24 protein-coding genes and 1 other annotated feature are annotated in these 25,234 nt (G+C 35.4%); all 24 genes read right to left on the minus strand.

Features of this window, described 5'->3' with window-relative positions; all coding sequences use genetic code 11:
• Positions 1-90 precede the first annotated feature (90 nt).
• Complete coding sequence (pyrE, locus tag KM885_RS05025; protein WP_047186341.1) at positions 91-705, minus strand: orotate phosphoribosyltransferase; 615 nt, start codon at positions 703-705, stop codon at positions 91-93.
• The gene (gene pyrF, locus KM885_RS05030) at positions 702-1,403 is read right to left on the minus strand and encodes an orotidine-5'-phosphate decarboxylase (RefSeq protein WP_047186342.1); all 702 of its coding nucleotides are present in this window, start codon (positions 1,401-1,403) and stop codon (positions 702-704) included. The genes pyrE and pyrF overlap by 4 nt, the downstream gene beginning before the upstream one ends.
• The gene (locus KM885_RS05035; RefSeq protein ID WP_216883635.1) at positions 1,396-2,313 is read right to left on the minus strand and encodes a dihydroorotate dehydrogenase; all 918 of its coding nucleotides are present in this window, start codon (positions 2,311-2,313) and stop codon (positions 1,396-1,398) included. Before KM885_RS05035 ends, pyrF begins: the two co-directional genes overlap by 8 nt.
• Positions 2,310-3,065, minus strand: coding sequence for a dihydroorotate dehydrogenase electron transfer subunit (locus tag KM885_RS05040; RefSeq protein WP_047186344.1), 756 nt, complete (start codon positions 3,063-3,065; stop codon positions 2,310-2,312). The genes KM885_RS05035 and KM885_RS05040 overlap by 4 nt, the downstream gene beginning before the upstream one ends.
• Positions 3,062-6,262 (minus strand): carbamoyl-phosphate synthase large subunit, encoded by a 3,201-nt coding sequence (gene carB / locus KM885_RS05045; protein ID WP_216883636.1) that lies wholly within the window; start codon positions 6,260-6,262, stop codon positions 3,062-3,064. Before carB ends, KM885_RS05040 begins: the two co-directional genes overlap by 4 nt.
• The gene (locus tag KM885_RS05050; protein ID WP_216883637.1) at positions 6,255-7,355 is read right to left on the minus strand and encodes a carbamoyl phosphate synthase small subunit; all 1,101 of its coding nucleotides are present in this window, start codon (positions 7,353-7,355) and stop codon (positions 6,255-6,257) included. Before KM885_RS05050 ends, carB begins: the two co-directional genes overlap by 8 nt.
• On the minus strand, positions 7,348-8,640 hold the full coding sequence (locus tag KM885_RS05055; protein ID WP_216883638.1) for a dihydroorotase: 1,293 nt from the start codon (positions 8,638-8,640) through the stop codon (positions 7,348-7,350). Before KM885_RS05055 ends, KM885_RS05050 begins: the two co-directional genes overlap by 8 nt.
• Positions 8,594-9,517 carry an aspartate carbamoyltransferase catalytic subunit gene (locus KM885_RS05060; protein ID WP_047186416.1) on the minus strand — a complete coding sequence of 308 codons (924 nt, stop codon included), beginning with the start codon at positions 9,515-9,517 and terminating at the stop codon, positions 8,594-8,596. Before KM885_RS05060 ends, KM885_RS05055 begins: the two co-directional genes overlap by 47 nt.
• A gap of 164 nt (positions 9,518-9,681) precedes the next feature.
• Complete coding sequence (pyrR, locus tag KM885_RS05065; protein ID WP_047186417.1) at positions 9,682-10,224, minus strand: bifunctional pyr operon transcriptional regulator/uracil phosphoribosyltransferase PyrR; 543 nt, start codon at positions 10,222-10,224, stop codon at positions 9,682-9,684.
• 197 nt (positions 10,225-10,421) lie between these two features.
• The gene (locus KM885_RS05070) at positions 10,422-11,333 is read right to left on the minus strand and encodes an RluA family pseudouridine synthase (RefSeq protein ID WP_047186348.1); all 912 of its coding nucleotides are present in this window, start codon (positions 11,331-11,333) and stop codon (positions 10,422-10,424) included.
• Positions 11,330-11,800, minus strand: coding sequence for a signal peptidase II (gene lspA, locus KM885_RS05075; RefSeq protein ID WP_047186349.1), 471 nt, complete (start codon positions 11,798-11,800; stop codon positions 11,330-11,332). The genes KM885_RS05070 and lspA overlap by 4 nt, the downstream gene beginning before the upstream one ends.
• Positions 11,801-12,017: 217 nt before the next feature.
• Positions 12,018-14,768 carry an isoleucine--tRNA ligase gene (gene ileS / locus KM885_RS05080; protein WP_047186350.1) on the minus strand — a complete coding sequence of 917 codons (2,751 nt, stop codon included), beginning with the start codon at positions 14,766-14,768 and terminating at the stop codon, positions 12,018-12,020.
• Positions 14,769-14,892: 124 nt separating this feature from the next.
• Positions 14,893-15,115, minus strand: a binding site (T-box leader).
• A 101-nt stretch (positions 15,116-15,216) separates the two neighbouring features.
• Positions 15,217-15,720: a DivIVA domain-containing protein gene (locus KM885_RS05085; protein WP_047186351.1), complete on the minus strand. Its 504-nt coding sequence runs from the start codon at positions 15,718-15,720 to the stop codon at positions 15,217-15,219.
• Positions 15,721-15,823: 103 nt separating this feature from the next.
• Complete coding sequence (locus KM885_RS05090; RefSeq protein WP_047186352.1) at positions 15,824-16,600, minus strand: YlmH family RNA-binding protein; 777 nt, start codon at positions 16,598-16,600, stop codon at positions 15,824-15,826.
• Positions 16,601-16,631: 31 nt separating this feature from the next.
• Complete coding sequence (locus KM885_RS05095) at positions 16,632-16,898, minus strand: YggT family protein (RefSeq protein WP_047186353.1); 267 nt, start codon at positions 16,896-16,898, stop codon at positions 16,632-16,634.
• A 3-nt stretch (positions 16,899-16,901) separates the two neighbouring features.
• Entirely contained in the window at positions 16,902-17,333 is a 432-nt protein-coding gene (locus tag KM885_RS05100) for a cell division protein SepF (protein ID WP_047186354.1), read from the minus strand.
• Between the two features lie 93 nt (positions 17,334-17,426).
• A complete protein-coding gene (locus KM885_RS05105) occupies positions 17,427-18,098 on the minus strand; it encodes a YggS family pyridoxal phosphate-dependent enzyme (RefSeq protein WP_047186418.1) in 672 nt (223 codons plus the stop codon).
• Positions 18,099-18,150: 52 nt separating this feature from the next.
• Entirely contained in the window at positions 18,151-18,960 is an 810-nt protein-coding gene (gene pgeF, locus KM885_RS05110; RefSeq protein WP_047186355.1) for a peptidoglycan editing factor PgeF, read from the minus strand.
• 69 nt (positions 18,961-19,029) lie between these two features.
• Complete coding sequence (locus KM885_RS05115) at positions 19,030-19,287, minus strand: YlmC/YmxH family sporulation protein (protein WP_216883639.1); 258 nt, start codon at positions 19,285-19,287, stop codon at positions 19,030-19,032.
• A 278-nt stretch (positions 19,288-19,565) separates the two neighbouring features.
• Positions 19,566-20,351, minus strand: a complete 786-nt coding sequence (gene sigG / locus KM885_RS05120) for an RNA polymerase sporulation sigma factor SigG (RefSeq protein ID WP_047186357.1) — start codon at positions 20,349-20,351, stop codon at positions 19,566-19,568.
• Between the two features lie 121 nt (positions 20,352-20,472).
• Entirely contained in the window at positions 20,473-21,198 is a 726-nt protein-coding gene (gene sigE / locus KM885_RS05125; RefSeq protein WP_047186358.1) for an RNA polymerase sporulation sigma factor SigE, read from the minus strand.
• Positions 21,199-21,214: 16 nt separating this feature from the next.
• Positions 21,215-22,135 (minus strand): sigma-E processing peptidase SpoIIGA, encoded by a 921-nt coding sequence (gene spoIIGA / locus KM885_RS05130; RefSeq protein ID WP_047186359.1) that lies wholly within the window; start codon positions 22,133-22,135, stop codon positions 21,215-21,217.
• A gap of 535 nt (positions 22,136-22,670) precedes the next feature.
• Positions 22,671-23,822 carry a cell division protein FtsZ gene (gene ftsZ / locus KM885_RS05135; protein WP_216883640.1) on the minus strand — a complete coding sequence of 384 codons (1,152 nt, stop codon included), beginning with the start codon at positions 23,820-23,822 and terminating at the stop codon, positions 22,671-22,673.
• A gap of 62 nt (positions 23,823-23,884) precedes the next feature.
• A complete protein-coding gene (gene ftsA / locus KM885_RS05140; RefSeq protein ID WP_204797809.1) occupies positions 23,885-25,168 on the minus strand; it encodes a cell division protein FtsA in 1,284 nt (427 codons plus the stop codon).
• Positions 25,169-25,234: the final 66 nt, after the last annotated feature.

Genomic DNA, 25,234 nt, shown 5'->3' on the forward strand with positions numbered 1-25,234 from the left:
ACTAATTATATGGGATATGTTTCACTTAATCCAATTTCAATATCGCAATAAAAAAACGCTCATGTGACAATGTCCCATGAACGCTGATTATTATAGATTATCACGCCACTCTAGTAATTCTTTCTTTTGTTGATTATTTAGTTTATCATCTTCAACTAACGCGTCAATTAATTCGTCAAAATTAGTAATCGTTGAAAAAGAAAGGTTTGCAGCTTCAAATTGTTGTGTTGCTTTTTTCAAACCATAGGAAAAAATGGCAAATACATCTAAAATCTTAGCCCCTTCTTTTTCAAGGGCCTTAGCTGATTCAATGGAAGAACCACCTGTTGATATTAGATCTTCAATGACCAATACTTTTTGTCCTTCTTTAATTTCTCCTTCGATTTGATTACCTTTCCCATGGCCTTTTGGCTTAGAGCGTACATATACCATTGGAAGATCAAGTCTTTCAGCTAGCCAAGCCGCGTGTGGAATACCTGCCGTAGCACAACCAGCAATAACTTCGGGTTGTTCATCCATTTCTTTTATTTTTTGAACAAATGCCTCTACAATTTTTCTGCGTATGGTTGGATAAGACATCGTTAATCTGTTGTCACAATAAATTGGTGACTTAATACCTGAAGTCCAAGTAAAATATTCATTCGGATTAATTTGTACTGCTTTCATTTCTAATAAATCACGCGCTAGGTCTTGACTTAATGTCATGTTAATCCACACTCCTTTAATGCTGTTTCGTACGCAACACGGGGGTTCCGGGCTTTGGTAATACTTCTTCCGATGACTAATATATCAGCTCCATTTTCCTTCGCATAGGAAGGAGTAGCTACTCGCTTCTGGTCATTCACATCTGTATTTTCCAAGCGAATCCCTGGTGTCACTGTCAAGAAGTCATTCCCGCATTGTTTTTTGATGTCGTTTGCTTCATGAACCGAACATACAACTCCATCCGCTCCACTTTGTTTAGCCAAGCTTGCAAAATGCATCGCATTACTTAATACATCTCCAGGAATAAGAAGATCATTGTTCAATACTTGTTTATCCATGGAAGTTAAAATGGTAACTGCAATTAATTTAGTTTCTGTATTACTACTTAAAAGACCTTCTTTCGCAGCTTTTATCATATCACTTCCACCTAATGCATGAACATTGACGATGTCTACACCTAATTTCCCTAAGTTGTGCATCGCTTTCTTCACAGTAGTCGGTATATCGTGTAATTTTAAATCTAGAAAAATGGGATGGTTATTTTCTTTTAGTTTTTCTATAACAGCTGGGCCTTCGCGGTAGAATAATTCCATTCCTACTTTAACCGGAACACCTGTTAGATCATTATTTACTAGAAATTTCTCCGTTTCATTCCAGTTTTCAAAGTCTAGTGCAATATAAATTAATTGATTACTCATTCATAACCGCCTTTCCAATTGCATCCTCTACAGCGTCAAAACCGTATCGTTCTAATGTTGTAGGTAATTCATCAATGATATCTGAGCAAATGAGAGGATTAGAAAAATTAGCAGTTCCGACAGCAACAGCACTCGCCCCCGCTAATAAAAATTCTAAAACATCTTCTGCACTACTTATACCACCCATCCCAATGATTGGAATATGGACATGCTGTTTTACCTCATAAATCATTCGAATAGCGATAGGTTTAATGGCAGCGCCAGATAATCCACCTGTTTTATTAGCAATGATCGGTCTTTTAGAGGCAAGATTAATTTGCATACCAGTTAATGTGTTAATCATAGATAACCCATCCGCTCCGGCACTTTCTACTGCTTTTGCCATCGCAACAATGTCCGTTACATTTGGCGATAATTTAACGTATACAGGAAGATTACTAGCTTTCTTAACGATTTCTGTTACTTTGGCTGCCATCTTGGGATCTGTTCCAAATTGGATACCGCCTTCTTTTACGTTTGGGCAAGAAATATTTAATTCAAGTGCATGAACAGCCTTAGTATTGTTAAATGTTCTAGCAACATATTCATATTCCTCTATCGTACTACCAGCTACATTTGCAATGATACTTGTATCATATTGAGACAGAAACGTTACTTCATTTTCGATAATTTTCTCTACTCCCGGGTTCTGAAGCCCAATAGCATTAAGCATCCCTGATGCCGTTTCAGCAACACGTGGAGTAGGATTACCAAATCTCTCACTCCCTGTAGCTACCTTCATAATAACAGCACCTAATTTACTTAAATCATAAAACTGACTATATTCTCTACCGAAACCAAAGCAGCCTGACGCTGGCATGATAGGGTTCTTCAAATGAAGTCCAGGTAAGTTCACTTGTAATAGACTCATAATATAACCTCCCTGGCTGCAAATACAGGACCATCACTACAGATTTTTTTATAGCCTTTTTCAGTATTAGTAGGTACCACACAAGCAAAACATGCTCCAACTCCACATCCCATTCGTTCTTCTAATGAAATAAATCCTTCTTTTTCTGAGAGTTCATTGGTTATTGCTTTTAACATAGGAAGTGGTCCACACGAGTAGTAACGATCGAATTCTCCAACGTTAGGAATTACCGATGTAACAAATCCTTTATCACCGTAAGAGCCGTCATTTGTTACGACATAGGTTTTGGAAAATTGTTGGAACTTCTCTTCGTAGAATACATGATCTTTCGATTGAAAACCAAGAACGGAAATGACATGAATATTTTGTTTAGCTAGGGACTTTCCTAAGTAATACATAGGAGGGACTCCAATCCCTCCACCTATTAATAACACTGTATGAAGTCCCTCTGTACTGGTTTCAAATCCATTGCCACTAGGGCCTAGAACATTTAAAAAGTCTCCTGCTTTCGACTCGGACAATTTTTCTGTTCCAGATCCTAACTTTTTAAAAAGAATGGTTACCGTTTCGTTATCCTTATCTACATCTGCTATCGATATTGGTCTACGAAGTGTATGACCTTCTACCAAAATATGAATAAATTGTCCAGGAATGGCATTCTCACTAATGTAGCTATTCTTTAAAACCATTTCTATCGTGTCTTTTGCAATTTGATTAGTGGAAACAATTTTCATACGTTGCTTGCTAATCATAGTATCACTGCCTCTTTACCAGTCATTGGTTTAGCACTAAAAGTTGTCGAATCAATCACGTTTAAAATGGCATTTGCCGTGTCTAAATTAGTTAAGCATGGAATGCCGTGTTCCACTGATTGTCTACGGATTAAGAATCCATCGGAACGTGTTTTTTTACCAGAGTTTAACGTATTAATAACAAATTGTACATGTCCACTTTCGATGGTAGATAGAACATTCGGCTGATTAGAACCAACCTTTTCAACCTTCGTCACTGGTATACCAAATTGCCCTAAATACCCTGCTGTTCCTTTCGTTGCATAAAGCTGGAATCCAAGTTGATTAAATCGTTCAGCAATTTCTCGAACTTCTTCCTTATCTTTATCGGCAACGGTTAAAAGCACTCCACCTTCTTGTGGTACCTTAATTCCGGAAGCGATTAAACCTTTATATAATGCTTTTTCCAATGTCTTATCATACCCAATCGCTTCACCAGTAGATTTCATTTCAGGCCCTAAGATGGTATCGACACTACGTAGTTTTTCAAATGAGAAGACAGGAATCTTTACTGAAACAAGATCTTGTTCCGGTAGAATGCCAGTCTCAAATCCTAAATCTACTAACTTAGTTCCTAATATACATTTAGTAGCAATATTTGCCATGGTTACGCCAGTTATTTTACTTAAGAAAGGAATAGTTCTACTTGCTCTAGGGTTAACTTCAAGAATATAAACATCTTCACCGCGAATGATAAACTGAATATTGATAAGTCCTTTTACCGCTAGAGCTTCCGAAATTAATTTCGCCGCTGCTAAACATTTTTCTTTTACGGTTTGGCTAAGTCTTTGTGGTGGATAGACTGCCATCGAGTCACCAGAGTGAACGCCAGCACGTTCAATATGTTCCATAATACCCGGAATGATCGTAGTCTCGCCATCACTGATAGCATCTACCTCTACTTCAATACCTGTTAAATATTTATCAATTAAGATAGGATGTTCTGGGTCGACCTTATCAGATTTTTGTAAATAGTTTTGAAGTTCTTCATCACTATAAACAATTTCCATCTTACTTCCACCAATTACATATGATGGACGAACTAATACAGGATAGCCAATTTCATTTGCTACGTCAATAGCTTGATCAAGTTTACGAACAGCTTTACCTGTTGGACGAAGTAAGTTAAGATCATCAAGAAGTTCCTCAAATTTATCACGGTCTTCTGCACAATCAATGGATTCAAGTGAAGTTCCTAGTAGTTGAACGCCTCTTCTTTTAAGTCCAGCTGCAAGGTTAATCGCAGTTTGTCCACCAAACTGAACAATAACTCCTTCAGGTTTTTCTAAGTTCACAACATGCATAACATCTTCTAATGTTAATGGTTCGAAATACAACTTATCTGAAACACTAAAGTCTGTTGAAACTGTTTCTGGATTATTGTTCATAATAATTGCCTCATAACCCATTTCTTTAATTGCTAGTACGGAGTGAACCGTAGCGTAGTCGAATTCTATACCTTGTCCGATACGGATCGGTCCAGAACCTAACACAAGAATCTTCTTTCTATCGGATACGATAGATTCATTTTCCTCTTCATAGGTACTATAGAAGTACGGTGTTTCAGATTCGAATTCCGCTGCACATGTATCTACCATTTTATAGACCGGTGTCACTTGTTCTTTTACTCTAAATTCGTATACTTCATCAAGGGAAACATCCCATAGTCTTGCGATTTGTGCATCAGCTACGCCAAGTTCTTTTGCCTTTTGAACAATTTCTTTAGAGAATCGATTCTCCCTTATTTCCATTTCGAATTCAACTAGATTTTTAAGTTTTTCTAAGAAAAAGCGATCAACCTTCGTAAGGTTAAAGAGTTCATCAACAGTCATTCCACGACGGAAGGCTTCAGCAATGACAAATATTCTTTCATCATCTGCTTTTTTAAGACGTTTCACCAGAACATCATTTTGTTCATTAACTAAACTTCTTAACCAAAGTTCCTCTGTACCACTTTCTAATGAACGAATTCCTTTTAATAAAGATTCTTCAAAATTACGACCAATCCCCATAACTTCCCCAGTTGCCTTCATTTGGGTACCTAGTTTTCGATCACCAGTGTTAAATTTATCGAATGGGAAACGAGGTAATTTAGAAACCACATAATCTAAGGCTGGTTCAAACATTGCATATGTTGTACCTGTAATCGGGTTGATTATTTCATCTAGTGTATAACCAACTGCAATCTTCGCCGCTACTTTCGCGATTGGATAACCTGTAGCCTTTGATGCTAGTGCAGAAGATCTACTTACTCTAGGGTTCACTTCAATAATATAGTAATTAAAGCTATTTGGATCTAGCGCTAATTGAACATTACATCCACCCTCAATTTCTAATGCACGGATTATCTTAAGAGACGCATTTCGAAGTAGATGATATTCACGATCGCTTAAAGTCTGTGATGGTGCAACAACTATGGAATCTCCTGTATGAATACCTACTGGATCAACATTTTCCATATTACAAACCACAATTGCCTGATCATTTTTATCCCGCATCACTTCATATTCAATTTCTTTGTAACCAGCTATGTTTCTCTCTATTAAACACTGATTAACTGGCGATAAGGATAGACCATTTCTTGTAATTTCTTTTAATTCATCTTCGTTGTAGCACATACCGCCACCAGTACCACCAAGGGTATAAGCAGGACGAACGATTAATGGAAAGCCTATCTCACTTGCAAAATCTAATGCTTCTTCAACCGTATGAACGATACTACTTTCAGGTACTGGCTCATTTAATTCGTACATTAAATTTCTAAACTGTTCACGATCTTCAGCTTTCTGAATTGCTTCGAGTGAAGTACCTAAGAGTGTCACATGATATTTATCGAGAACCCCTGATTCTTCCAGGGAACTCGCAAGGTTTAAACCTGTTTGCCCTCCTAAAGTTGGAAGCAAAGCATCTGGTTTTTCTTTACGGATAATTTTTGTCAAAAATTCAACCGTTAAAGGTTCCATGTATACTTTATCCGCAACGGTATTATCTGTCATGATGGTTGCCGGATTGGAATTCGCTAAAATTACTGTGTAACCCTCTTCTTTCAAAGACTGGCAAGCTTGTGTTCCAGAGTAATCAAATTCCGCTGCCTGACCAATGACAATCGGTCCTGATCCAATAACTAGGATTTTTTCAATTGCGGTATTTTTAGGCATATGCTTCAACCTCTTTCTTCTTGTGATTCTCTTGCATCATGTTTAAAAACTCATCAAATAAGTAGTTTGTATCTTCTGGTCCTGGTGAAGCTTCTGGATGATATTGAACAGAAAATGCTGGATATAGACTATGCTTAATCCCTTCAACCGTATTATCATTTAACGCTATTTGTGTTAATTCTAGGCCAGTACCTTCTAGAGAGGCTGCTCTCACCGCATAACTGTGATTTTGTGATGTTAAGTATGTTCTATTTCTAAGTATATCTTTAACCGGATGATTTGCCCCACGATGACCAAATTTAAGTTTTTCTGTATCAGCACCATTGGCAAGTGCTAACAGTTGGTGACCTAAACATATTCCAAAAATTGGTATCTTCCCAATAACTTGTTTAATCATTTCAATAGCTTCTGGAACATCTTTTGGATTTCCAGGACCATTTGTCAACATAATTCCGTCCGGTTTTAATCTTAAGATGTTTTCCGCACTATAGTTATAAGGAACAACTGTAATATGGCAATCTCGTTTCGTTAATTCTCTTAGAATACCGTGTTTTGCACCAAAATCAACCATGACAACTCTCATGCCACGTCCAGGAACAACATAAGGTTTTATAGTAGAAGTTTGTTTTACCTGGTCAGTAGGAAAACTTGTGTCTTTAAGTTCGTTAACAATTTCTTCTATCGACTTACCCATATCAGAAATTTTGGCCTTCATCGTACCATACTTGCGAATAATTTTAGTTAGTTTGCGAGTATCCACCCCAGTAATTCCAGGTATGTTGTTGGCCTTTAAGAAATGATCTAAGCTTTCTTCATTTCTGAAATTGGATGGGTATGTACTTACTTCCTTTACAACTAATCCATGAATGAATGGAGTGATTGTTTCAAAGTCGTCTCTATTAATACCATAGTTTCCTACAAGTGGATATGTCATGGTAACAATTTGCCCACAGTAGGATGGGTCGGTAATTACCTCTTGATATCCGGTCATACCAGTATTGAACACAATTTCTCCTGATTGTGTACATTCACTACCAAAACCATCTCCTATAAAGAATGAGCCGTCTTCTAATACTAATTGTCGTTTAGCCATGTTGTATCTCCTCCTCATCGATATAACGAACTTCTCCATCAACCATGGTTAAAATTGGTTGTGCCTTTACTTCCCAATTATGAAATGGTGTGTTCTTTCCTTTTGAATAGAATGTGTTTTTATCGATTACACTATTTTTTTCTAAGTTAACTACAGTGATGTCTGCAATAGCATTTTCTTCTAATCTTCCGTATGGTAAGCCAAACACTTCAGCAGGTTTAATGGTCATCCAATCTACTAATTGATTAAGAGTAACTTTATTTGTTAGAACGAGATTGGTGTATAGTAGTGGGAATGCTGTTTCCAACCCTACAATTCCAAATGGAGCCTTTAACATGCCTTGTGCTTTTTCTTCAGCTGAGTGTGGGGCATGATCTGTTGCAATGAAATCAATCGTCCCATCTAGCAACCCTTCTAGTAATGCTTGTTGATCTTCTTTAGCGCGTAGTGGAGGGTTCATTTTGAAATCTCCAGAATCCTCTTTAATATGTTCTTCATTAAGAATAAGGTGGTGTGGTGACACTTCAGCTGTTACATTAATTCCAGCTCTTTTGGCATCACGAATCACCCGTACAGATTCTTTCGTACTTACATGACAGACATGATAATGGCAACCTGTTGCTTCAGCTAATAAAACATCTCGAGCTATTTGAACGGATTCACTTAAAGATGGAATTCCAGGAAGATTAAGAGCTTTACTTACTTTTCCATCATGAACAACTCCGCCATACACAATAGAATTATCTTCACAATGGGCTACAATGGCACGTCCTGCTTTTTTAGCACGTTTCATAGCTTGTAACATAAAATCCGCGGTTTGAATTCCTACACCATCGTCCGTAAAGGCAAATACACCTAGTTCAGCAAGTTCTTCAAATTTTACTAACTCTTCCCCTTTTAAGTTCTTTGTAATTGCAGCATAAGGTAGTACACGAACTTGTGCATCTTGTTTTATTTTTTCAAAAAGAGCATTAACTGTATCTACATCATCTGGAACTGGATTTGTATTTGGCATTGAACAAACAGTAGTAAATCCACCTCGTGCTGCAGCTTTTGTACCAGTTAGAATGGTTTCTTTATGCTCTCCACCTGGTTCTCTTAAGTGAATATGAACATCGATAAAACCTGGTAATACTAAATTCCCTTTAACATCAATTTCACGATCAGCTACTTCTGATATTGTAGAATTTATTTCTTTAATTTGGTTATCTTCAATTAAAATTTCACAGTTCTCTAATTCATTTGATGGCAGTAAACGTTTGGTATTCTTTAAAATAATTTTCATTGATTGTCCCCCACTCTTCTAATAAATGCATCATAATAGCCATTCTTACATATACCCCGTTAGTCATTTGCTTAAATATACGCGATCTAGAACATTCTACCAAGTCGGTATCTATTTCCACACCTCGATTAACCGGTGCTGGATGCATAATAATAGCATGTTTCTTCATTCTTTGTTCTCGCTCTTTGGTTAAACCATACATATCTAAATAATTTGATGTCTCAGCTTTATGGAGATGTCTTTCATGTTGAATTCTTAGTAACATAATGACATCACAAATTTCAACTGCTTGATCAAGAGAGATATAAGGAACTTCTAATTCCTCATCCTCAAAACCAGGGGCTGCACAAAGGTAAACTTCTGCTCCTAATTTTTGCAGAGCACAAACATTTGATCTAGCAACTCGACTATGTTTGATGTCGCCTACGATAGCAATATTTAGTCCATCAAGAGTTCCATATTCTTGGTATATGGTAAGTAGATCTAGCATGCATTGTGTCGGATGATCTGCTTTACCTGCACCGGCATTAATCACTGGAATGGAAAGGTTTTTTAATTCCTTTGACCAATCATCTGACTGATGTCTTATTACTAACATGTTGGCACCTATCGACTCAAACGTTTTTGCCGTATCATAAAGTGTTTCACCTTTTAGAACACTTGAAGATTCAGAGTGAAAATCCAGTACTTCTAAACCCAATTTTCTTTCAGCAACCGTAAAACTCATTTTCGTTCTTGTACTTGGTTCAAAAAATAAATTCGCTACAAATAGTTGCTCCGCTAACGAGAAATCATTTTCACGATAATACTCTGCTTTAATTAAAAGTTTATAAATATCTTCCTCATTTAAATCACTGACGGAAATAAAGTTTTTCATCATTCCACCCCATTTAAGTTTTCCAATAAAAAAACCTCTTTGCATAAAGGTTGCAAAGAGGTAAGCATGCCAAAAAATCATATTTAAAGCACACCACTACATACAACCTTTTAAATCTCTCTGGATTTAATTAAAAGTTGACACTTATTTAATTTGTTTATTATTTACTTTTCATAAATCGATACTCGATCATCTCCATCGATTTCATTCAATTGTACAACAATAATTTCTTTTTCTGATGTTGGGATATTTTTTCCTACATAATCAGCTCGGATTGGTAACTCTCGATGTCCACGGTCTACTAATACCCCTAACTGAATTAAAGCAGGTCTTCCTATATCCATAACTGCATCCATCGCAGCCCGTACAGTTCTCCCCGTGTATAAAACATCATCAATTAAGATTACATTTTTTCCAGATAAATCTTCATCAATCGTTGCTGACTTAATTTCAGGATCGGAATTCGTTGAAACCTTTTCTAAGTCATCTCGATATAAGGTAATATCAATTTCGCCCACTGGAACTTCAATCGATTCAATTTGTTTTATTTTATCTTGAAGTCGCTTAGCAATTGGAACTCCTCTTGTTTTAATCCCTACTAGTATAAGTTCTTCTCCACCTTTATTCTTTTCTAGTATTTCGTGGGACATCCGAGTCAAAGCCCGATTCATCGCAGCTTCATCTAAAATATCTGCTTTTTTCTTCAACATAACTCACTCCCTTTTGTACTCTAGGAAACGAAAAAATCCTTTTACCATGAGGTAAAGGATTCACTTCGATAGACTTATCCATTTTATAATGAATACACTTGTCTATGATTCACGATTCCTTTTCTAGCCTCACAGGACTATTGTTAAAAGGTCTTATTTAACTGTTATTATTATTTCAAACTTTAGTTAACATGTCAATATATTTTTTCAATATAATGTAATACTTTTATAAAGGATTCTGGCGGCTCCACTTCAAATTCCATCCACTCATTCTTCCTTGGATGTTGGAACCCAAGAATTTTGGCATGAAGAACTTGACCATCTGTTTCTAATGTTTTTCTAGGACCATACTTTGGATCCCCTACAAGCGGGAAACCAATATATCTCATATGGACCCGTATTTGGTGTGTTCTACCGGTTTCTAATTGACATTCAATATGGGAATAGTCTGGGTAGCTTTGAAGTACTGTGAAATGGGTAACAGCTGGTTTTCCTTTATCAACAACCCCCATTTTCTGACGATCTTTAGGATCTCGACCAATCGGTGCATCTATTACACCTGTTTCATGTGGGATTTGGCCATGTACGATTGCTTCATATTTACGTTTAATCGTTTTTGAAGCCATTTGTTCGGATAAATTAGTATGGGATAGATCATTTTTAGCTACTACTAATAAACCACTTGTATCCTTATCTATACGATGAACAATACCTGGTCTTTCTACTCCATTAATACCTGATAAATCTTGGCAATGATAAAGGAGTGCATTAACGAGTGTACCTGTTTGGTGACCAGCAGATGGATGGACTACCATTCCTTTTGGTTTATTAACTACAAGCAAATCACTATCTTCATAAATAATATCTAAAGGAATATCTTCTGGTATTAACTCTAACGGTTCTGTTTCAGGGATTTCCCATGAAAGCTCATCATCAAGTTGACATTTATAATTTGCTTTTACTTGTATCCCGTTCACCTTTACATAACCATCTTGAATCCAGGACTGTACTTGGGAACGCGAATTTTCAAGGTTAAGTTCAGATAAAACTTTATCTATTCTTTTTTTAGCTTGCTCTTCTGTAATAATATGACGAAAAGAACTCATTTATTTGTTCTTCCTTTCTTTCTTTCATCAAGAATCGTAGCAATAATAACAAAAATAACACCGATTGTTAGTGCCGAGTCTGCAATATTGAAAATTGGAAAATTGTAATTTATTATGTAAAAATCAAAAAAGTCTACTACTTCTTTTCGAAATATGCGATCAATAAAATTACCAAGTGCTCCACCCAATATAAAGCTTAACCCTAATCCTAACCATTTATCAGTTTTAGCAAATTTATTCATGTAATATACGACAGCGATAATGACAATTACTGTTACAATATAGAAAAACAACATTTTCCCTTGTAAGATACCCCAGGCTGCACCTTGGTTTCGGTGTGACGTAAGGTAAAAAAAGCCATCGATGATAGGTATACTTTCACCGATTTCCATAGATCGAACTATAAGCCATTTTGTTAATTGATCCATTCCAATAAGGAAAAGAGCTATGATGTAATACCAATACATCTCATCATCCCTCGATTCTATACAAAGTTCTTTTTCATCTTATATGTTAATCCATTTATTTTCAAGTGTGAGAGAACCATCGTCGAATAGGATTAGAAAACTTGGCATTCACTATTAGGTTAGGTCCCTTAGTTATACTTATATAGACGTAAAGATTTTTATATCTTTCCTAACTGTTAAAAAATACTCTCCATAATGGAGAGTATTTTTATTTCCTTTATGCACTATAGTTCTCTTTAACAATACTTGCACAACGCGTACATAGATGTGGATGATCATGATCCTCGCCAACCGTGTCCGAGGAAACCCAACAACGTTCACAAGTTTCTGCAGGATGTTTTTCAACAAAAACATCCGTATAGCGATATTCCTTCGCATTTTCAGCGGATTCTGCAACAACTGCCTCTGATACAATTAACAGTTGATGTAAATGTTCCATAGAATTTAATACTTCTTTTGTTTCGTTGTCTTTCGGGACAATCGTTACCTTAGATTCTAAAGATTTACCAATCACTTTATTATTACGAGCTTCTTCTAAAGCTTTTAGTACATCATCCCTAATCTTCATAAATTGATCCCATTTTTCTTCATTGAAATTAGAAATTTTTCTTGGCTCAGGCATATCCGTTAATTGAACACTTTCTTCCTCTACTCCAGGAATAAATTCCCATACCTCATCCGCTGTATGCGGGATAATTGGTGAAAGTAGTTGAACTAAAGACTTAAGAATTTCATAATAACCTGTTTGTAAACTTCTTCTACGTTTATTATCTTTCGCTTCGATATATAAAATATCTTTTGCAAAGTCTAAATAGAAAGAACTTAATTCAACAGAACAGAAATTATGAATACTATGATAGATTGGAGAAAACTCGAATCTATCATAACTTTCACGAACAGAGGAAATTAATTTCTGTAGTCGGTTTAGCATATAACGATCCACTTCTTCTAAATCTTCTTCTTGAACAAGATCAGTCTTAGGATCGAAATCAGCTAAATTGCCAAGCATGAATCGGAACGTGTTACGGATTTTACGATAGCTTTCAGAGATTTGTCTTAATATATCATCAGAAATACGTACATCAGCTTGGTAGTCTACAGATGCTACCCAAAGACGTAAAATATCTGCACCATATTGTTTTAATACTTTAGACGGTAATATAACATTACCAAGAGACTTACTCATTTTACGTCCATCCCCGTCAAGAGCAAAACCATGACTTACGATGTTTTTGTATGGTGCATGTCCAGTAACTGCAACAGCTGTAGAAATAGACGAGTTGAACCAACCACGATACTGGTCACTACCTTCTAGGTAAACATCAGCTGGTCTTCTATGTCCCTCTCTATGAAGTAAAACTGCTTGGTGAGAAGAACCTGAATCAAACCATACGTCCATGATATCTGTTTCTTTCGTAAATTTACCATTTGGACTATGTTCGGATGTAAAGCCTTCTGGAAGTAAATCTTTCGCTTCTCTTTCAAACCAAACATTGGAACCATGTTCAGCAAATAATTTAGAAACATGATTAATCGTTTCGTCCGTAATAATCGGTGTCCCATCTTCCCCATAAAATACTGGGATTGGTACACCCCATGTTCGTTGACGAGAAATACACCAGTCTTCGCGATCACGGACCATATTATAAAGTCTTGTTTCACCCCAGCTTGGGTACCAGTTAATTTTCTTGATTTCATCTAAAATATCTTGTCTGAAATCTTTAATCGATGCAAACCACTGTGATGTTGCTCGGAAAATAGTAGGTTTCTTCGTACGCCAGTCATGAGGATACGAGTGTTTAATGAATCCTAGTTTTAATAGAGCCCCAGCCTCTTCAAGTTTCTCGGTAACAGCTTTATTAGCATCGTCGTAAAATAGTCCCTCAAATCCAGGCGCTTCTTTCGTAAATACACCTTTATCATCTAATGGTGATAGAGCTTCTAAACCGTACTCTTTACCAACATAAAAGTCATCTTCCCCATGGCCTGGAGCAGTATGAACACAGCCTGTACCTGCATCAGTTGTTACATGTTTACCTAGCATTACAATAGAATCACGATCATAGAACGGATGTCTAGCTACTGCTCTATCTAAATCTTTTCCTTTAAAAGTTTTAACAACTTCTGGATTTTCCCAATCAAGTTCTGCTGCAACGGTTTCTAATAATTCCTGTGCAACAACGAAGCGGTTGTCTCCAACTTGTACACGAACATATTCTATATCAGGATGGAGACTAATACCTAAGTTTGCAGGGATGGTCCATGGTGTAGTTGTCCAGATAACAATTTTATCGCCTTCTTCAAGAACGCCTTTCCCATCTTGAATCGTAAAAGCAACATAGATAGAAGGTGATTTTTTATCATAGTATTCAATCTCTGCTTCGGCTAAAGCAGATTCAGATGAAGGGGACCAATAAACAGGTTTTAATCCTTTGTAAATATACCCTTTCTTAGCCATTTCACCAAATACTTGAATTTGAGCCGCTTCGAAATCTTTTGTTAAGGTCAGATAAGGATTATCCCAATCCCCACGAACACCTAATTGTTTAAATTGTTCACGTTGCCCATCAACTTGTCTTAATGCGTACTCTGCACACATTTGTCTAAATTCGGCGGTACTTAATTTTTTACGATCTACTTTTTTACCCTTACTTAAAGCCACTTCAATAGGTAAACCATGTGTATCCCAACCTGGGACATATGGTGCATGATAGCCAGTCATGGATTTATGACGAATAATAAAATCTTTTAAGATTTTATTCATCGCGTGCCCGATATGTAAGTTACCATTAGCGTACGGTGGGCCATCGTGTAAAACGAATGAAGGTCTTCCTTTCGTTCTTTCTTGTACTTTCTCATATATGTTATTTTCTTCCCATTGTTCTTGTCTTTTAGGTTCTTTATTTGGTAAGTTTCCACGCATTTTAAATGCTGTTTTCGGCATCAATAGCGTTTCTTTGTAATCCATTTGGTTTCCTCCTTATTTAGTTTGTCTGCTGAAAAGAAATAAACTTTAGCAAATGTCCTAATTCAATTATACATAGTGAAAGATTAATTTTCTTACCTGTTAAAAAAAGCCCTCTCAAATCCCAAAAAGGGACGAGAAGACTCGCGGTACCACCCTTATAAATTTAAAATAAACGTTATTTTAAATTCACTCAATTTCCGTAACGTGGAATAACACGTCCAAAATTACTTTGTTTCATAATGGATACTTTGGAGTGATGTTCTAAAAGCATTACTCTCTAGGCTTCCACCATCCCTAGATCGCTAAACAGTAATTTGCCTTTATACTGTCTCCTTCAACGTATTTCAACTTTTTTAGCGGTTATTCAAAAAGTCCGGTTTCCTTTTTGAACACACATTTTTAAAACCTTTTTAAGAATTATATGTAATATATTCTTATTCGTCAAGATTTAAGATTTATTTTCAACTAATTCAAGCTCTTCGCTCATTTCCTCTGAAAAAAGCTTGTCCCAATCATCGGTTTGAACTATTTCTAATTGCGCCTCAACTAACATCTTTAATCGTGTACGGAAAACTTTAGCCTGTTTTTTAAGTTCTTCCACTTCGATGGAGATTCGGCGTGATTTACTAAGTGCTTCGTTTATTATGCGGTCCGCATTTTTTTCTGCTTCTTTAATAATTAATTTGGACTCTTTGGTAGCACTGTTCTTTACTTCTTCAGCTGTTTCTTGAGCGACTAATATGGATTTATTTAAGGTTTCTTCTATATTAGTAAAATGACCCAATTTCTCTTCTAATTGGTTTAGCTTTTCCTGTAAATCTTTTTTATCTCTAATAACCATTTCATAGTCTTTAATAACTTGATCTAAAAACTCATTGACCTCATCTTCATCATAACCCCGCCAACTTTTTGTAAACTCTTTATTATGAATATCTAGTGGTGTTAATGGCACATTGGCCACCTCCTTAAAGTAAATAAAATACGTTACTAAAAATAGTTTAATCTAGTTTTATTATTCGACAAAAAATTCCTTTATCCTGCAAAAAAATATAAAATCACTTTAAAATAGCAATCGTTATTTTCCATTTTTCCTTTTTTGATTGACCATTCATTTTTACAATCTTACTTCTACCTTTACCACGGAGTGAAATTAAGTCACCTTCTTGTAATGGAAAATTAACTTCTTCCACAACCTTATAATTCACTTTAACAAGTTGCTTTTTTATACATTCAGCTGAATCTTTCCTAGAAATATGATAAATTTCCTTTAAAACTGCATCCAAACGTAACGAGGATACCGTTTTTTCGGATTCAGTCCATTCGTTTTTCATTTGAATGAAGTGAATTAACGGAATTTCCTCAAACGTTATGTTAGCTTTCTTGATAGAGTGTAAAGTTGTTAGAACATATGTAGAAATTTCTTTCGCTACTACAATTTGAATTTTTCCATTCCCTGCAAAAATGTCACCTAATTTTTTTCTTTTAATGCCTAATGACAAAAATGTTCCCATTACATCGCGATGTTCCAGGGTGATAAATTTTTCATGGTAGTTAGCTTGTAGCAGACTAAGCTGATAAGATTCTTGTGTAATTTCTTCATAAAATGGAGCAATAATCGCTCGTTTTCTTTCATTATGATTACTGCCACCGAAAAATGACAATTTCAAATCATCATGATTCGTTCCGATCAGCATTTCAATAATTTGTTGTTCTCTAGGGTCAAGGAAATCTGTTAATTTTGGGCTAAATGTTCTTTCAACTTGCTCTTTCCATGACAGGACTTGATCGATAAATCCATGTTCTTCTTTTCGAAAATGCTGGTATATATCCATTGTAAACTCCTAAAATCACATCATTTACTTTTTAGAATACGAACATTCTAAAGAATTCAAATAACCCTACTCTAGCCATATGCAAAACAAAGATTGCGATAATCGGTGAAAAATCTATCATCCCAAGCGGTGGTATGAATCTTCGAAATACTTCTAAATAAGGTTCGCAAATTTTACTTAGGAGTTCCCCAAAAGTAGATTCTCTTGCCCCTGGAAACCAGGACATGAAAATATAAATAATAATTCCCCAACTATATATATTGAGGGCTAAATTTAAAATTTGTAACAACTGATACATCTACTACCATCCTTTATCATAGTCATCTTCATTAATTAAAGTATCTGTTATCGTGCCAGATACATCAATATTTTCAGGTGTACATAGGAATGTTTCGGAACCTAGCTTTTGAATATCTCCATTTAAAGCATAAACAGTACCACTTAGGAAATCCACAATTCGTTTAGCTTGATTTCGATCAACCCTTTGTAAGTTTATTACAACAGCACGTTTACTTACAATATTATCTGCAATTTCTTGTGCTTCGTTATATGTTCTCGGCTCACAAAGAATTACTTTAGAATTAGGTTGCTGAATAGCTGCTAAACTAACGACATTTTGGTTTTTCTTTTGCTTTTCCACAAATTTATTTTCCGGAATTTCCTCTTCGTCTACATATTCGTACTCGTAGTCTTCTTCTACAAAGAAACTTTTCAGCTTATTTTTAATACTCAAGCCTTTCACCCCATTTTATTATTAGCAGATTGGAAAGTATAAAACTATCTTAATGCTTATCGTATTCACCAAGCTCTATCCAATGTTTTTAAATCAATTTCCAACTAATTTCGTTCCAATTCTTATATGGGTTGCACCTTCTTCAATTGCAATATCATAATCATTACTCATACCCATAGATAAATAATGACAAGGAGCGTGTGAGTAATTTTTCTGACTAATTTGATCCCTTAATTTTGCCAACCGTTTAAAAACTTCTTTTATTTTTTCTCTGTCTTTAATATGAGGTGCCATGGTCATTAAGCCAACGACATAGATGTTTTCGTAATTTTTAATTTCTTCAATAAAGTCTAAGACGTTTTCAGGTGCTAGTCCGTGTTTAGACTCTTCGCCGCTAACATTCACCTGCACAAAACAATTCACAGGTTTTTCGGATCTTTTATTTACCTCTTTTGCTAAAGATAGACGATCAAGCGAATGAAGATAATCTATTTTTTCAATAATGTCTTTTACTTTTCGAGTTTGTAATGTTCCAATAAAGTGCCATGTAGCCTTTTTGCCAATGACTTCATGCTTTTCTATAAATCCTTCATTACGATTTTCACCAAGATTTTTAATTCCTGCGTCAATTGTCTCCTCCGCTCGTTCTATTGTAACATATTTCGTTACACCAATAACCGTTATTTCATCTATTTTCCGATTACTTTTTTCACAAGCCAATTTTATATTTTCTTGAATTTCTTTTAAATTTGAAACTACATCCATTGTTATCCATAATCCCCCTAGTATTACGTGTTCAAAAAGGATCTCTCTTGTATTAAGATATAATCCCAAGGAAACCTAACATTCTCCCCGTTTTTCCCTTATCCCTTCGATGAGAGAAAAATAACGATTTATCTTTATAAGTGCAATAATTTGTCACATCTATATTATGACGTAATACGCCACTTTGTAAAAGGATTTCTACATTTAATTTCTTTAAATCTAATAAATACCGTTTATTTCTACTAGGTACTACACATTTTTGGCGAATCTTGTCTTCTATGTTGTCTATAACCTTTTCATCTACCTCATACATTTCTTGGGAAATAGATGGCCCAATTACAACTAAGAGATTCGATTCATTGACTCCCTGATCTTTCATGGCTTGTACCATTGACCTTGCCATTCCATTAACTGTCCCTCTCCATCCAGCATGTGCAATCCCAATCATTTCAGTAACGGGATCAAAAAAGAATAGTGGGACACAATCAGCAAAAAATGCGGTAAGTAGAATACCTTTATGACCAGTAATTAATCCATCAACCCCATGAATCGAATTAGAATAATCACGTGATCCTTTGCCTTTATCGTCTACTGTTATCAATTGTACTGCAGTATCATGTACTTGTTCACCAGCAACCCAATTTTCAAGAGGTATGTTTAACTTATTAGCTAAAGTTTCCCTATTTTTTATTATATCTTCTTGATTATCGGGAACATGCAATCCAAGGTTAAGTGACTGAAATGGAGGATCACTTACTCCTCCATTTCTAGTTGTAAAACCTACTATTAATTTTTCATTTAATTGACGCCATTTTTCAATTTGTAAAAAAGATTGGTCTTTTTGTTGAAAAACTTCAGACATTATTATCCTCCCGAAATCTTTTATTTGTTATATTTTATCATATCTTACTGAAAAATTTGCTATTAAATGTCATTGGGTTAGTAAAAGCGGACCATTTGATTCTCTAACTAATATAACATCTGATCCGATACGAACAATCTGATTCCATGCAATGATAAGTTCATCCGATTTACTAAAAAAATTACCTTTTTTGTCTTTTACAAATAAAATGATTGCCTCAATTTTCCCGGTATTAGGATTAATTTCAAGGTCCGCTATATTCCCCAACCTTCGCCCGTCTTCCATTAGAATGACTTCTTTTAGTTGTAATTCTGTTAAAGTAACCATACAAATCACCCACCTTATTACACTATATGCACTAACAAGTATTTATATTAGAAAACTTGCCCTATAAGTAAAAAGCTCTTAGGAAACTAGCATCGTTCAGCGAAAGACGAAGGTGACTTGGTATTCCAACAATAAGTAAGTTATTTTCCCTAAACCATTAGAACTAAGGCATTCGCCATGCTTTTGGGCGAATGCCTTAGTTGCACTTATGTAGACGGGAAAGATTTTTATACTTTCCTACCTGCCAAAAAAGGAAGAGGTATTAAACCTCTCCCTTTTTATCCTTCAAACATCTGTTTATTCATTTGACTAATGGCTGCTTTTTCTAGCCTAGATACCTGGGCTTGTGAAATACCAATTTCATCAGCAACCTCCATTTGTGTTTTACCTTGAAAAAAGCGTTTATTTAATATCATTTTTTCTCTTTCATTAAGTTTATGCATACCTTCTTTTAATGAAAGCTTATCAACCCATGTAGAATCTTTATCTTTTTCATCACTTATTTGATCCATTACAAATATCGGATCTCCTCCATCATTATAAATAGGTTCAAATAATGACACAGGGTCTTGAATTGCATCCATAGCAAAAACAATGTCTTCATGTGGGATACCCATTTCTTCGGCAATTTCTGCTGGTGTAGGTTCTTTTGAAGTTTTATTAATCAACTTCTCCCTAACCTGTAAAGCCTTATAGGCAATATCTCTTAACGACCTTGATACTCTTATTGGATTATTATCTCGGAGATATCTTCTAATTTCTCCGATTATCATGGGAACAGCATAGGTAGAAAATCTTACATTATGTCCTAAATCAAAATTATCAATGGATTTCATCAATCCAATACAACCTACTTGGAATAAATCATCTACATATTCCCCACGGTTGTTAAACCGCTGTATTACACTAAGTACTAATCTGAGATTTCCATTTACTAGCTCTTCACGTGCGGAAATATCTCCGTCTTGTTGCATTCTGATGAATAATTTTTTCATTTCTTCATTGGTGAGTACTGGTAACTTGGATGTATCAACACCACATATCTCAACTTTATGTCTAGTCATATGTTAACCCTCCCAGATGGTGATGCTGTTCAAGGACAGTATCTCCCCCAGGGAGGGTTTTTATGCAGTAACAGATTTTTGAAATAAATACCAATTACTGTAAAACCTTTGTGAAATAAGGCTAAACCATTTTATTAAATTCTTTTTTCAGTCTCCTAATTATTTTCTTTTCTAAACGAGAAATATATGATTGTGAAATCCCTAACATATCAGCAACATCTTTTTGTGTTTTTTCTTCTTCTCCTATTAATCCAAATCTCAACTCCATAATCTGTTTCTCTCTATCATTCAGTTTGGATAAAGCGGTTTTCAATAAGGTCTTGTCAACATCGGATTCTAAACCTTTTGTAATAATATCATCGTCTGTACCTAAAACATCGGATAATAATAATTCATTTCCATCCCAATCAATATTAAGAGGTTCATCAAAAGAAACTTCTGATTTTAATTTATTGTTTCTACGTAGATACATTAAAATTTCATTTTCTATACATCTCGATGCATAAGTTGCCAATTTAATATTCTTTTCTGGGTTAAATGTGTTAACTGCTTTAATCAGTCCAATAGTACCTATACTGATTAAATCCTCAATATTTATGCCCGTATTTTCGAACTTTCTGGCAATATACACGACTAATCGTAAATTTCGTTCTATTAGAATAGAACGTGCTGACTTATCCCCTTTTGGTAATAGCAAAAGTAATTCTTGCTCCTCCTGTTTAGATAGGGGTGGTGGCAGTGCTTCACTTCCTCCTATATAATAGATTTCGTCTGATTTAAGCCCCAAACGAATCAGTAGTTTATACCACTTTAATCGTAAATGTAATCGTAGCTTCCAAAATTTCACACCTTATCTCCCCTTTTTATGCAGTATTAATGGTAGCTAATTGAATAATTTGAGGATGAAGTAAACAATGATAACTATTATCCTTCGTAAGCTCCGCAAATTGAATCCCAATTAATAGTTTGCGAGTTTTAATTTGTTGTTCTCCATAATACACAATTAAGTGTTCAGGTCGTAACGCGAAAAGAAACATATTATTCCCTTGTACTCCTTGATAAGGAAGAACTTGAATACTACTTTCCCAATCTTTAGGAATCTTTTCCATATCAAATGTTTCATACGCATTTTTCAAACTAAGCCATTCTTCTTCTGTAAACCATTTTTTTAAAAATATTTGATCACAAATAATAACTGGCTTTTTCGATAATGGATCTACTAATTGATTTCCACTATCAATATATCCCATAGTCGAAAAGCTTTTATCCTTCATTTTAATGGATACAGAATAAAGTTGATCATAACGAATTTTTTCAGAAGCATGCTTGTCCATACGTTTCTTCGTAAAATACCATACGCAAGGGAACCCAATGAACACGAATAGCCAACTTACCGGATCACCATAACCATTGTTATACGTAATGAATCCACTAGAAGACATGGATATTGGATTAGAAAATAGAAAATGTAACCCTACAAGTCCACCTCCAATAGCAAAGGTCGTAAAATAAAACAATAAAACTAGTTTAGAAAAACGATAAATTGTTATAAAACCAAAAGAACAAAATATAATAAGAAGAGAATATATAATTTTTCCAATCAAACTAGTAATAAAGGAGTTTGGATAAAATAAAGTTATTGGAACAATTAAAGAAGCAATGAATGCTCCAAGAATAACTCGTCTTGTTTTAGTATCATCTCTTGCTAGGGCTTTAGTTAATAAAAGTAACATGAAATCTAAACAGAAGTTGAGTGCCCAAACCGCATCTACATATATTTCCATTTTATTCTTCCTTCTATAAAAGATGGTTTCTCCTTAACATTTAATTTTGTATGTTCTAATTGGTTAGATTTACTGAAAAGTATATCTGATATATTAAGCAAAGTCTGTCACTTCTTGTATGCAGAACAAAGCTAATTTTAACTAGTTATCGAAAAGTTTGTCGGAGGAATGAAATAAGTAGGTTTAGAAGGAGCATATGGGTCCTTCATCCAAGGGTAGTCGGTCTCCCTCCTACCTTCTTTGTTTCCTTGGAGGCCTGAGATGGGAGTCTTACTGCCCATTTATGTGGGATAAAAGAAATGTCGAAGGAAAGTTTATTGAATGAACATAAGCGAAAGCATCCTTACAGGCTTAGAACGCAACACCTGTACTCACACATCCTGTGCTTCGTAGCGATGTATGTAGGTGTAGAAAATCTTGCTAGTCCCTGGAGCTAGAGCTGGGCGTAGCATTTCTTAAGAATAGATCTAATAAGCTAAATTTCCCTATAAAAAAAGCAAACGAGTATAAGTCGTCTGCTTTTTTTATAGGGAATTTATCTTCTATTTCGATTTCGATTTCTTAAAAATGTTGGTATATCCAGTTCATCGTCTTCTTGGATTTTTGGACGTTGAACTTGCTCTCTTTGTTGTTGCTGTTGTTGTTGGATAGGCGCTTCTTCTTTAGTTGCTGCATGTTGTTTTTGATTTAAGGTTGGACGTTGTTGCTTAGATGGCATTTCTGGCTTTTTATTCAACTCATCAAAACCAGTTGCAATTACTGTAACAACAATTTCATCATTTAAATTCTCATTAATAACGGAACCAAAAATAACATTTACTTCCTTATCCGCAGCAGAAGTTACTAAATCAGCGGCCTCTTGTACTTCATATAGGCTTAGGTTTGTTCCACCAGTAATATTCATTAAAATACCGTGTGCCCCATCGATTGAAGTTTCTAATAAAGGTGAAGAAATTGCTTTTTTCGCAGCCTCTGTTGCACGTGTTTCTCCTGTTGCGATACCAATCCCCATTAATGCCGAACCTTTATCGAACATAATTGTTTTTACATCTGCAAAGTCAACGTTAATTAAACCTGGTTTTGCAATTAAATCTGAAATCCCTTGAACACCTTGTCGTAATACATTGTCAGCTTCACGGAAAGCCTCTAACATAGGTGTGTTTTTATCAACAATTTCAAGCAAACGATCATTTGGAATAACGATTAACGTATCAACAGCATTTTTTAGAGCTTCAATACCAGAAATCGCCTGGGTCGAACGTCTTCTGCCTTCAAATGAAAAAGGTCTTGTTACAACTCCAACCGTTAAAGCTCCTAAATCCTTTGCAACTTGTGCAATAACCGGAGCGGCACCTGTACCTGTTCCACCACCCATACCAGCAGTAACAAATACCATGTCCGCACCTTGTAAAACTTCCTCGATCTGTTCTTTACTTTCTTCAGCTGCTTTCTTACCAACTTCAGGATTCGCACCCGCTCCTAATCCTCTAGTAAGTTTACCGCCAATTTGAATTCTTAACTCGGCCTTAGATAAATTAAGTGCTTGAGAGTCTGTGTTAACAGCTATAAATTCAACACCTTCCACACCGTGTTCAATCATTCGGTTAACAGCGTTATTACCGCCGCCGCCGACACCGATAACTTTTATCGTCGCTAATTCATCCATATTTGTATCAAACTCTAACATTTTCGTTCCTCCTAATTTCTACGCAAATCTCACGAGTTTTATAGATTTAAACATTCAAGAGTTTAATCAAAAAACCATTTGAATAAACTACTAACTTTCCCACTTTCTTTTTTCTCTTTCCTTTTCGGTTGCTCAGTATTTGCTTGCTTCGTATGACGTTTAGGACTAGGCTCGTCCATGTCATTTCGAACAGCTGGGTATAATTCTTTACCTTGAATTTTTGCGTTTCGGTAAGCAAATTGTAGAATTCCTACTCCAGCTGTAAACTGGGGTTCTCTAACACCGATATAATCCGGAATTGCAATACGAACATTAGAATGGAATAAATCCTGAGCTAATTCCAATACACCTGGCATTGCCATTGTTCCTCCAGTTAACACGTAACCTCCCGGTAGTTCCTGATATCCCATTTTACGAATTTCACGTTCAGCAAAAGCATAAATTTCTTCCATTCTTGCTTCTATCATATCAGAAATTTCCAGCTGATTGTATGTTTCTCTTTGATTACTTCCGATCACAGAAACCTCAAAAGTTTCATCTTCTTGTGCATCATCATAAAAGGCATGACCATAATTTAATTTAACATCTTCAGCCTCTTCAGTCGTAGTACGTAAACCAATGGATATATCTTTGGTAATATTATTTCCACCAAGGCTAACAACACTTGAACCTTGTAAATAATCATTTTCAAAAACGGAAATGGTAGAACAACCACCACCAACGTCGATTAAAGCTACACCCATATTTTTTTCATCGGGTGAAAGTGCTATCGTACCAGTGGCAAGAGGTTGTAAACAAATATCCAATACTTCTAAATTAGCACGTTCCACGCATTTAAGAATGTTATGTAAAATGGTCCTTGAACAAGTAATAATCGTTCCTTCCATTTCTAAGCGAACACCGATCATCCCTCTTGGATCAGTAATCTCGTCTAATCCATCTACTATAAATTGCTTAGGTATGACGTCAATAATCTCACGCTCTGGTGGAATGGAAACTACTTGTGCACCGTCAATTACTCTTCTAATGTCTTCATCCGTAATTTCACGATCTTCACTTTGAACCGCTACAACACCATGACATGGCTGTAAATCGATGTGGTTTCCGTTTATACCAACAACAACCCTTTCGATATGCATGCCAACCATGCGTTCAGCTTGTTCGACAGCATTTCTGATGGATTGCACTGTTTGATCAATATCAACAATTGCACCTTTTTTCATTCCATTAGATTTTGCTGTACCTACACCAATAATATTTAAAGAATCATTTAAAACTTCTCCAATTATAACTTTAATTTTTGATGTTCCTATATCAAGACTTACTAGTATTTCACTATTATTCAAAGAAAGGCACCTCCAAATTCAACACATCCATACAAAATGGATCATATAATTGTACATTTCATACAA

This window comes from Oceanobacillus caeni, assembly GCF_019037185.1.
GTDB lineage: Bacteria > Bacillota > Bacilli > Bacillales > Amphibacillaceae > Oceanobacillus > Oceanobacillus caeni.